The organism is Streptomyces sp., assembly GCF_036566765.1.
Classification (GTDB): Bacteria; Actinomycetota; Actinomycetes; order Streptomycetales; family Streptomycetaceae; genus Streptomyces.
Genome location: NZ_DATCVQ010000494.1, coordinates 1 through 8,845 on the forward strand (window position 1 = coordinate 1; position 8,845 = coordinate 8,845).

Sequence of the window (8,845 nt, forward strand, 5' to 3'; positions counted from 1 at the left end):
ACGGCGGCGTGGGCGCCGGCTTCCACCTGGCTGCCTGAGTCGGGCGCCGGACCGGCCGCCCATGGGCTACGCGGCTACCTGGCGGCCGTCACCGGCCGGGTCGAGGTCAGCACGCCGATCTTGTCGATGCGGTGCTCGGGATTGCCCTGGGCGTCCCGCCAGAAGTTGCCCTCGGCGTTGTCCTCGGGCGTCGCACAGGTGGACAGGGTGATCATGGCCTTCGTGGGCTTCTCGCCGGGCTTGCCCGGGACCGCGGCCCGCTGCTCGGCGAGCGAGCGGTCGGAGCGGAAGGACGTCTCGCGGGTCGCGACGATCTCGTACTCGTAGACCGTTCCGCCCGCCGTGACCAGCACGGAGTCGCCCACCTCGACGGAAGGGAGCTCGTTCAGCGGGCCGCCCGCGGAGAGGCGGTGGGCGGTGACCAGGTAGTTCCCGATCTCGCCGGGGCCCACGCCGCCCCGCTTCCCGTACGGACTGGCGGCCTCGCCGCGGTCCTGGATCCGGGTGCCCGCCCGGTCGTCGGTCGTCCCCTCGTACGGCACGACCCGCAGGTCCTTCACGCCGATCGACGGGATGTCCAGGTCGGCGACCCGCGGCTGCCGGGTCGGAGCGGGGGTGGGGGTGGGACTCGGGGTGGACGCCGGGGGCGCGGCCGCAGCGGACGCCTGGGGGGCGGGCGAGGCGGGCGGGGATGTCACGGCCAGGCTCGGGGGCGCCGCGGGCGTCACGGCGGCCACCGAAGCCGACGTGAGCACACTCTCCGTCGTCGCCCGCCCGCCGTCGTTCGTGCCGGAACAGCCGACGGCGAGGCCGACGGCCAGTGCGGCGACAGCGAGGGAAGCGGTGCGTGTACGGTGCATCGTCTTCCAGGGTGCGCCGGAAATCGACGTCTGGGAACCCCCGGACCACGGGAGAATCGTCACTTTTGGGCAACGCCCCGACGTGGCGGCCTGTTCCCCGTGGCGGCCGGGGAAGGTGATCGGGCCCACATTCTCGCTGGTCAGCGGGCGGCGGACCGGGGCCGCTGACGCGGGGCGACGAGGTGCTCGCGACGGTCAGAACATGGTGTTGTCGTTCGCGGACGTGGCCGGGACGACCTGCAGGACGTCCCAGTGCTCGACGATCCTGCCTTCCCGGTCGAACCGGAAGATGTCGATCCCCGCGTACTCCTCGTCGGGCCAGATCTGACGGCAGTGCAGCACGACGTGATCCCCCTCGGCGATCGCCCGCTTGAACTCCACGCGCTTGCCCGGGTACTCGGCGGCCATCCGCACGAAGTAGTCGACGAACGCCTGCTTGCCGTCGGCGACGTGCGGGTTGTGCTGGACGTACGTGTCGCCCGCGTACTGCTCGATGGCCTCGGCGGGGCGGCACTGGTTGAACATCAGGTCGTAGAAGGCCATCGCACTGGCCTTGTTCTTCTCCGGATCGCTCATCCGCCCACGGTAGAGCGCGTGGCCGCGTTCGGCCCGATGGCATCACCGCCCCGCGGCGGCGGAACGGCCGAGCAGGGTCTGGTAGTCGGGGAGCGCAACGGTGCTCACCTTCTGGCCCTCCTTGAGCATCCAGTTCATCAGCGCGCGGCGGCTCAGCAGGCCGTTGCGGAGGCGGAGGCCGGTCGGGGTGGCGGGGGCGAGGAACTTGCCGGTGCGGTCGCCGCCCCTCTGGCAGCCCTCCGCGTAGGCCCGCAGCGTCTGCTCGTACCGGGCGAACGCCGTGCGGTGGTCGCCGCCGGCCAGCGCGAGCTCGCCGGCCAGGACGTAGGCCGCCACCGTCCCTGTACCGGTGCCCATGCCGCCGATCGTCGCGCCGCACGCGGCGTCCCCGAGGAGGGCGACCCGGCCCGTGGACCAGGACGGCACGTCCGCGCGGCTGATCGAGTCGAAGTACAGCTCGGGCGCCTGCCGCAGCGAGTCGAGCAGCCGCGGCACCTTCCAGCCGAGCCCCTCGAACGCCTCGACGATCAGGGTCTTCTGCCGCGCGACGTCGTGCCGGTCGTACGCCAGCGGGGGCGAGGCGAAGACGAAGAAGGCGCCCGCCCTCGTCGGGTCCCGGTGGTCGGCGCCCACGCTCGCGAGCCGCCCCGGGGCGTTGAGGCCCACTGAGCCTGCGGCGACGCCCAAGTGGTTGGGGAGGGACCAGGTCGCGGCGTAGTAACCGAGGTGGCTGACGTAGTCCTCCTCGGGCCCGAAGGCGAGCCGGCGCACCTGGGAGTGCAGCCCGTCCGCGCCGATGACCAGGTCGAAGGTGCGCGGCGCGCCGTGCTGGAAGGTCGCCCGCACGCCGTCGGCGGTCTCGGTGAGGCCGGTGATCGAGTCCCCGAAGACGTACTCGGTGTGCGGGAGGCTGCGCTCGACGAACACCCGGGACAGGTCGCCGCGGAGCACCTCGACGTCGCCGCCGGCGAAATCGGCCGGCAGGTGCAGCAGCGTCCGGCCGTGCTCGTCGACGAAACGCACGGGGCTGCCGCCGGTCTGGATCCGGCGGAGCTCGTCGAGCACGTCCATGCGCTCCAGCACGGTCAGATGCGTCTCGCCCCGGAAGTCGACGGCCTGGCCGCCCTCGCGCAGGGCGGGCGCCAGCTCGACCACGGTGGGCCGGAAGCCGTACCGACCGAGCCAGTAGGCAAGCGCCGGACCTGCGATGCCGGCACCGGAGATGAGGACGTTCTTGCTCATGGGACCACCCCTCGTTGAAACTGTATCCGATGGACACTGTTTGTTGCTGTGTACGGTAGACGCAGTTTCGAGGACTGGCAAGCACGGGAGACGGGAGCAGGACGTGGGCGAGGGGCGAGGGGAAGCATCGGGCGCGGATTCGGGCGCTCGTCCCGGCGATGACCTGGGCGCGGCCGTACGGCTCCTGTGGGGACCGCACCCGGAGCCCTCGCGGGGTCCCAAGCGCGGGCTCAGCCTGGACCGCATCGCGCACGCCGGCATCGAGATCGCCGAGGCCGAGGGGCTGGCCGCGCTGTCCATGCAGCGTGTCGCCGGGCTCGTCGGCGTCACCAAGATGGCGCTCTACCGGTACGTGCCCGGCAAGGCCGAGCTCGTCGCGCTGATGGTGGAGACGGCCCTCGGCGACGCACCGCCGGCGAACGCGGCGCGCCCGGGGTGGAGGGAGCAACTCGCCGACTGGACCCGTCAGTTGGGCACCGTCTTCCACCGACACCCCTGGGTGCTCGACGCCACCGTCGGTCCCCGGGTCCTGGGCCCCCGTGAGCTGGCCTGGATGGAACAGGCCCTCACCGCACTGGACGGCACCGGACTGTCCGGCGCCGAACGGATGGACGCCGTGGTCCTGCTGGCCGGTCACGTGCGCAGCATCGCCCAGCAGGCCCGCGCGGCCGGCCCGGCCGGCAACACGGAGGCCCAACTCGGCGACATCCTCGGGAAGCTGATGCAGGCTCACGGCGAGCGCTACCCCGCGCTCCGCGCCGCCCTGACCTCGGCCGTCCAGCAGGGCGGGCAGGACCAGGCCCTGGAGTTCGGCCTCGCCCGCATCCTCGACGGCCTGGGGCTGCTCATCGCCGAGCGAGCCGAGCGCACCGAGCGCACCGAGCGCACCGAGCGCACCGAGCGCGCCGATTGACCCGGGGGCCGAACGGTCACTCCGGCTGCGGCGTCAGCCGGTGCAGCCCCCTGCGGTCGTAGTACTGCGTCATGGCGAAGCCGAACGCCAGGGCGAGGGCCGTCCCGACCGCGATCATGATCCAGCCGCGGGCCAGGCCGGCGTCGGCGCGGGCGTCGAAGTACAGAATGGACCGCACGCCCGCGCTGAGCTGGTACATCGGCTCGAAGACGCCCAGGAAGCGGTAGAACCCCGGCGTCGCCTCGAGCGGCACCGTCGCTCCGGACGAGGGCAGCGCCAGGGCGATGAACACGAACATGGACACGAGCTGCCCGATGCCGCCGAACGCGGCGTTGATGGCCTGGACGCCCACGCCCACGGCGACCGTCGCGCAGTAGGAGAAGAGCCACAGCATCGGCAGATGCGAGGCGTCCATGCCCAGGATCGCGATCGTCGAGACCATGACGAGCGTGGTCGTCAGCACCGAGATGACGACGGTCATCAGCATCTTCAGGAGCAGCGTCTGGGTGCGGCTGATCGGCACCGTCGGCCGGCGGGTGTGCCAGGGCCCGATCTCGCTGTCGGCATACCCGAGCGAGGTGTCGACGGCGCTGTTGATGAGGTTGGCCCCGATGAAGCCGCCGAGGACCAGCAGCAGTGTGTAGTAGAAGGCGGAGAGGCCCAGGCCGCTGTGCCGGCCGATCGGATGGCCGACCCGGGTCGTGACCTCCACCGGGTCGGCCAGGAGCAGCTGCGTCCTCGGGTCGGCGGTACGGGCCGCGGCCGTGAGCTGCTTGCCGATCTCCAGCGAGGCCTGTCGGGCCGCCTTCGTGTTGATCTGCGCCACGATGCTCGAACCCAGGCTGCCGAGACCGGGATTGGTGAGCACGTCGATCGTCGGCCGGGTCTTCGCCCGGTCGGTGGTAAGGGCCGCGACGGACGCCGTGAAGTCCTCCGGCACGATCAGCGCGCCGTAGACATCGCCAGAGGCCAGCGCGTCCTGCATCCCGGGGCGGTCGAGCCGGCGCCAGTCGACGTCGTCCTTCGTCGCCTCCGACGCGGCGATCGCGTCGGTGATCTGCTTCCCGAGGTTCTCCTGCTGCCCCGGGAGCGGACGGCCCCGGTCCGCGTCGACGAGCGCGACGGGCAGCCGGTGCAGACTGTCGGTCGGGTCGACGATGCCACCCATGTAGAGCAGGGACAGCCCCAGCGTCACCAGGGCGCACAGGACGGTCGGCAGGACCCACAGCTTGGCGTGCCGTGCGAGGGCGCCGGCGCGGACCTGCGGGCTCGGGGAGGGCGCGGGCGGGGGAGTCGCGGAGCTCATCCCGCCATCGTCGACGGACGAGCCGCCCGGCCCGGGATTCTGGACGAAATGCGCATGTCGGGCGTGTCGGCGGCGTCCTCGCGGCGGGTGTTCACCAGTCGTGCGGCCCCTCCGCCCGTGCGAAGCTCGTCCCATGAATCCGGCAAACACGACCGGCCCCGACGGCGACACCCTGTACTACGGAGACCTGGACGCGACGCACAAGGTCCAACTCTTCCTGGAGATGCGCGACCGGGGGAGCCGGCGCGTGATGGAGAGCCTGCTCGGCACCCTCCGCAAGGGCGCCGACGACGGGAAGTACGTCGTGAAGTTCCACTTCGCGGGAATGATCGACGACACCGCCGGCGGCAGCGGCTCCCGCAACGCCCTCGGCGCGCTCGGTGCGGCGGCCGACGTCGGACAGAAGGAATTCGCCGACTACATGGCGGCGCTGTTCGAGGTGCAGCCCTTCCCGCCCGGCTACGACACGTTCTCCGAGACGTCGGTCCTGCTGTCGGCGGCCGACGGCGTCGACGGGCTGCGATCCGCCGACTTCGACAAGAAGGTCACCGACGGCACGTATCTGACCTGGGCCGGAACGGCGATCGCCGACTTCGAGTCCTGCGGCGTCGTGGGCACGCCCATCGGCTGGTACGACGAACAGCTCCTCCAGGTGGTCAAGGGCGAGGACGGCCCCGCCGTCTCCCCGCAGGAGTTCCTGGCCCAGCTCCCGGGATGAAGCCCGTGACGCGCGGCCGGCGGCCGGTCCGGCCGCACCGTTTGCGGAGCCGCGCGCATCGGGTTTGAGTGGTGGAGGCCCCCATGGTGGAGAGCCCCATGGTGGAGACCCCCACTCGCTCATCAGGAGCTGGCATGTCGATGGCATTCGGTTCACCGTTCGGTTCGTCCGATCCCTTCAGCGAGATGCTGAACAGGTTCTTCGGCATGTCGCCCGCGTCGTCGCCCCCGGCCGTGCAGCGCGTGCCCATCGGACGGCTCCTGACGGAGTCCTCCCACGAACTGCTCAACCTGGCCGCGCGGAAGGCGGTCCAGGACGGCACGTCCGACCTCGACACCCAGCACCTGCTGTGGGCGGCCACCCAGGTCGACCCGTCCCGAAGGCTGCTGGCCCAGGTGGGGGTGAACCCCGAGACCCTCGCGGACCTGATCGCCGAGGTACTGCCCAAGGAGTCCGGCGAGCCGTCCGCCGAGCCCGGTCTCACCCCGGCCGCCAAGCGCACCCTCGCCGCCGCCTACGCCAACTCCCAGGCGGCCGGGGTGTCGTACATCGGCCCCGAGCACATCCTCAGCGCGCTCCTGGGGGACCCCGACTCCGGCGCCACCCGCTTCCTGCGGGCCGAGGACATGGACGTGAAGAAGCTGCGCGGCATGACCGACCAGGCCGCCCGCTCCGAGGGCATGCCCGCCGCCGCCAAGCCGCAGCAGCCGGCCACGACCCTGGACGAGTACGGCCGGGACCTGACCGAGGAGGCCAAGGCCGGCAAGCTCGACCCGGTCGTCGGACGGGCCGACGAGATCGAGCAGACCGTCGAGATCCTCTCCCGGCGGTCCAAGAACAACCCGGTGCTCATCGGCGAGCCCGGCGTCGGCAAGACCGCCATCGTGGAGGGCCTGGCCCAGCGCATCGTGGCCGGCGAGGTGCCCGCGACGCTGAAGGACAAGCGGGTCGTCTCCCTGGACCTGTCCGGGATGGTGGCCGGCGCACAGTACCGCGGCCAGTTCGAGGAACGGCTGAAGAAGGTCATCGAGGACGTCCAGCAGGCCGAGGGCGACATCATCCTCTTCATCGACGAACTGCACACGGTCGTCGGCGCCGGCGCCACCGGCGAGGGCTCGATGGACGCGGGCAACATGCTCAAGCCCGCCCTCGCCCGCGGCGAGCTGCACGTGGTCGGCGCGACGACCATCGACGAGTACCGCAAGCACGTCGAGAAGGACGCCGCCCTCGAACGCCGCTTCCAGCCCGTCCTGATCCCCGAGCCGACCGTCGAGGAGACGATCCAGATCCTCGAAGGACTGCGCGACGCGTACGAGGCCCACCACCAGGTCCGCTTCGACGACGGCGCCCTGGCGGCCGCGGCCGAGCTGTCCGACCGCTACATCGGCGACCGGTTCCTGCCCGACAAGGCCATCGACCTGATGGACCAGGCCGGCGCCCGGGTACGGCTGCGCAGCGCCTCCCGCTCCACCGAGGTGATCGGCCGCGAGGACAAGCTCGCCAAGCTGCGCCGCGAGAAGGACCAGGCCGTCGCGGGCGAGCAGTTCGAGAAGGCGTCGGAGCTGAAGGAGCAGATGGCGCAGGTGGAGGGCGAGCTCGCCGGCATCGAAGAGCGCCGCGAAGGAGTCGTCTCGGTCACCGCCGCCGACATCGCCGACGTCGTCTCCCGCCGCACCGGCATCCCCGTCTCCCAGCTCACCGCCAGCGAGAAGGAACGTCTCCTCAAGCTGGAGGAGGAGATGCACGACCGGATCGTCGGCCAGGACGAGGCGGTCACCGCGGTCTCCGAGGCCGTCCGCCGCAACCGCGCCGGCATGGGCGACCCGAACCGGCCCGTCGGCTCGTTCCTCTTCCTCGGCCCCACGGGCGTCGGCAAGACCGAGCTCGCCAAGACGCTCGCCGAGCTGCTGTTCGGCGAGGAGGACCGGATGATCCGGTTCGACATGAGCGAGTTCCAGGAGAAGCACACCGTCGCCCGGCTCGTCGGAGCGCCTCCCGGGTACGTCGGCTACGAGGAAGCCGGCCAGCTCACCGAGAAGGTTCGCCGCAAGCCGTACAGCGTCCTGCTGTTCGACGAGGTGGAGAAGGCCCACCCGGACGTCTTCAACACGTTGCTGCAGATCCTCGACGACGGCCGCCTCACCGACGGACAGGGCCGCACGGTCGACTTCCGGCACTGCGTCGTGATCATGACGTCCAACATCGGCGCGCACCGCATCCTCGCCCACGAGGGCGACGCGGCCGAGCTCAAGGACGAGCTGATGGACGACCTGCGGGGCCGGTTCCTGCCCGAGTTCCTCAACCGCATCGACGACATCATCGTCTTCCACAGCCTCACCGAGGAGAACCTGTCGGAGATCGTCGACCACCTGCTCGACCGCAGCAAGCACCGCGTCCACGCCCAGGGCATGAAGCTGGAGGTCACCGAGGCGGCGAAGAAACTCCTCGTCGCGCACGGCTACCAGCCCGAGTTCGGCGCCCGTCCGCTGCGGCGCACGATCCAGACCGAACTCGACAACAGGATCGCCTCCCTGCTGCTCGGCGGCGAGGCGAGTCCCGGGGACACGATCGTCGCCGACGTGGTGCACGACTCGCTGCACTGCACGGTCCGCAAGAACGAGTCCGGCAAGGGCGCGGCGGGCGAGGAGACGGAGACGCGGGCCGCAGCCTAGGGCCTGTCCGGCGGATCATGGCCGGGGTCGCGACGCGACCTATCCGACCCTGCTCCGCCGGACAGGCTCTAGGAGTGACGTGAGTCACACAGGCGGCATGTCACGTCCGGTGGAGGGCGCTTGTCCCATGGACGTCACCGGCGCCGAGCCGGTGCGCGACCCCGGGATACGGGGATGACCAAGGAGCCCGCCATGAAGGTTCTCGTCACCGGCGCCACCGGCGCGGTCGGCGGCCAGCTCGTGCCCCAGCTCGTCGACGCCGGACACGCGGTCGTCGCCACCACCACCTCCGAGTCCAAGACGGCCCGGCTGCGCGCGGCCGGTGCGGAGCCGATCGTGCTGGACGTGCTGGACGCCGCCGCCGTGCGCGACGTGGTGTCGCGGACCCGGCCCGACGTGATCGTCCATCAGGCCACTGCGCTGGCCGGGAATCTGACGCTGCGCAAGGTGGACAAGGACTTCGCGGTCACCAACCGGCTGCGTACGCACGGCACCGACAACCTGCTTGCCGCGGCCGCGGAGTTCGGGGTGCGCCGGTTCGTCGCGCAGAGCGCGATG

General features: G+C 71.4%; 8 protein-coding genes. 4 read left to right on the forward strand and 4 right to left on the reverse strand.

The window, feature by feature from the left end; translation table 11 throughout:
- Nucleotides 1–74 precede the first annotated feature (74 nt).
- The 3 genes from VIU94_RS28780 to VIU94_RS28790 form a co-directional block, all read right to left on the reverse strand.
- Entirely contained in the window at nt 75–860 is a 786-nt protein-coding gene (locus VIU94_RS28780; protein ID WP_331915615.1) for a class E sortase, read from the reverse strand.
- A gap of 195 nt (nt 861–1,055) precedes the next feature.
- Entirely contained in the window at nt 1,056–1,436 is a 381-nt protein-coding gene (locus VIU94_RS28785) for a nuclear transport factor 2 family protein (RefSeq protein ID WP_331915617.1), read from the reverse strand.
- 42 nt (nt 1,437–1,478) lie between these two features.
- The gene (locus tag VIU94_RS28790; RefSeq protein WP_331915619.1) at nt 1,479–2,678 is read right to left on the reverse strand and encodes an FAD-dependent monooxygenase; all 1,200 of its coding nucleotides are present in this window, start codon (nt 2,676–2,678) and stop codon (nt 1,479–1,481) included.
- A 103-nt stretch (nt 2,679–2,781) separates the two neighbouring features.
- Here VIU94_RS28790 and VIU94_RS28795 point away from each other — a divergent pair, with 103 nt between their 5' ends.
- A complete protein-coding gene (locus VIU94_RS28795) occupies nt 2,782–3,591 on the forward strand; it encodes a TetR/AcrR family transcriptional regulator (RefSeq protein WP_331915621.1) in 810 nt (269 codons plus the stop codon).
- A 16-nt stretch (nt 3,592–3,607) separates the two neighbouring features.
- Here VIU94_RS28795 and VIU94_RS28800 read toward each other — a convergent pair whose 3' ends face one another.
- Nucleotides 3,608–4,897 (reverse strand): YhgE/Pip domain-containing protein, encoded by a 1,290-nt coding sequence (locus VIU94_RS28800; RefSeq protein WP_331915623.1) that lies wholly within the window; start codon nt 4,895–4,897, stop codon nt 3,608–3,610.
- A 133-nt stretch (nt 4,898–5,030) separates the two neighbouring features.
- Here VIU94_RS28800 and VIU94_RS28805 point away from each other — a divergent pair, with 133 nt between their 5' ends.
- From VIU94_RS28805 to VIU94_RS28815, 3 genes are all read left to right on the forward strand, one after another.
- Nucleotides 5,031–5,615 carry a thioredoxin domain-containing protein gene (locus tag VIU94_RS28805; protein ID WP_331915625.1) on the forward strand — a complete coding sequence of 195 codons (585 nt, stop codon included), beginning with the start codon at nt 5,031–5,033 and terminating at the stop codon, nt 5,613–5,615.
- 134 nt (nt 5,616–5,749) lie between these two features.
- Entirely contained in the window at nt 5,750–8,287 is a 2,538-nt protein-coding gene (locus VIU94_RS28810; RefSeq protein ID WP_331915627.1) for an ATP-dependent Clp protease ATP-binding subunit, read from the forward strand.
- Nucleotides 8,288–8,479: 192 nt separating this feature from the next.
- The coding region (locus VIU94_RS28815) for an NAD-dependent epimerase/dehydratase family protein (protein ID WP_331915629.1) at nt 8,480–8,845 on the forward strand (366 nt) is incomplete at its 3' end.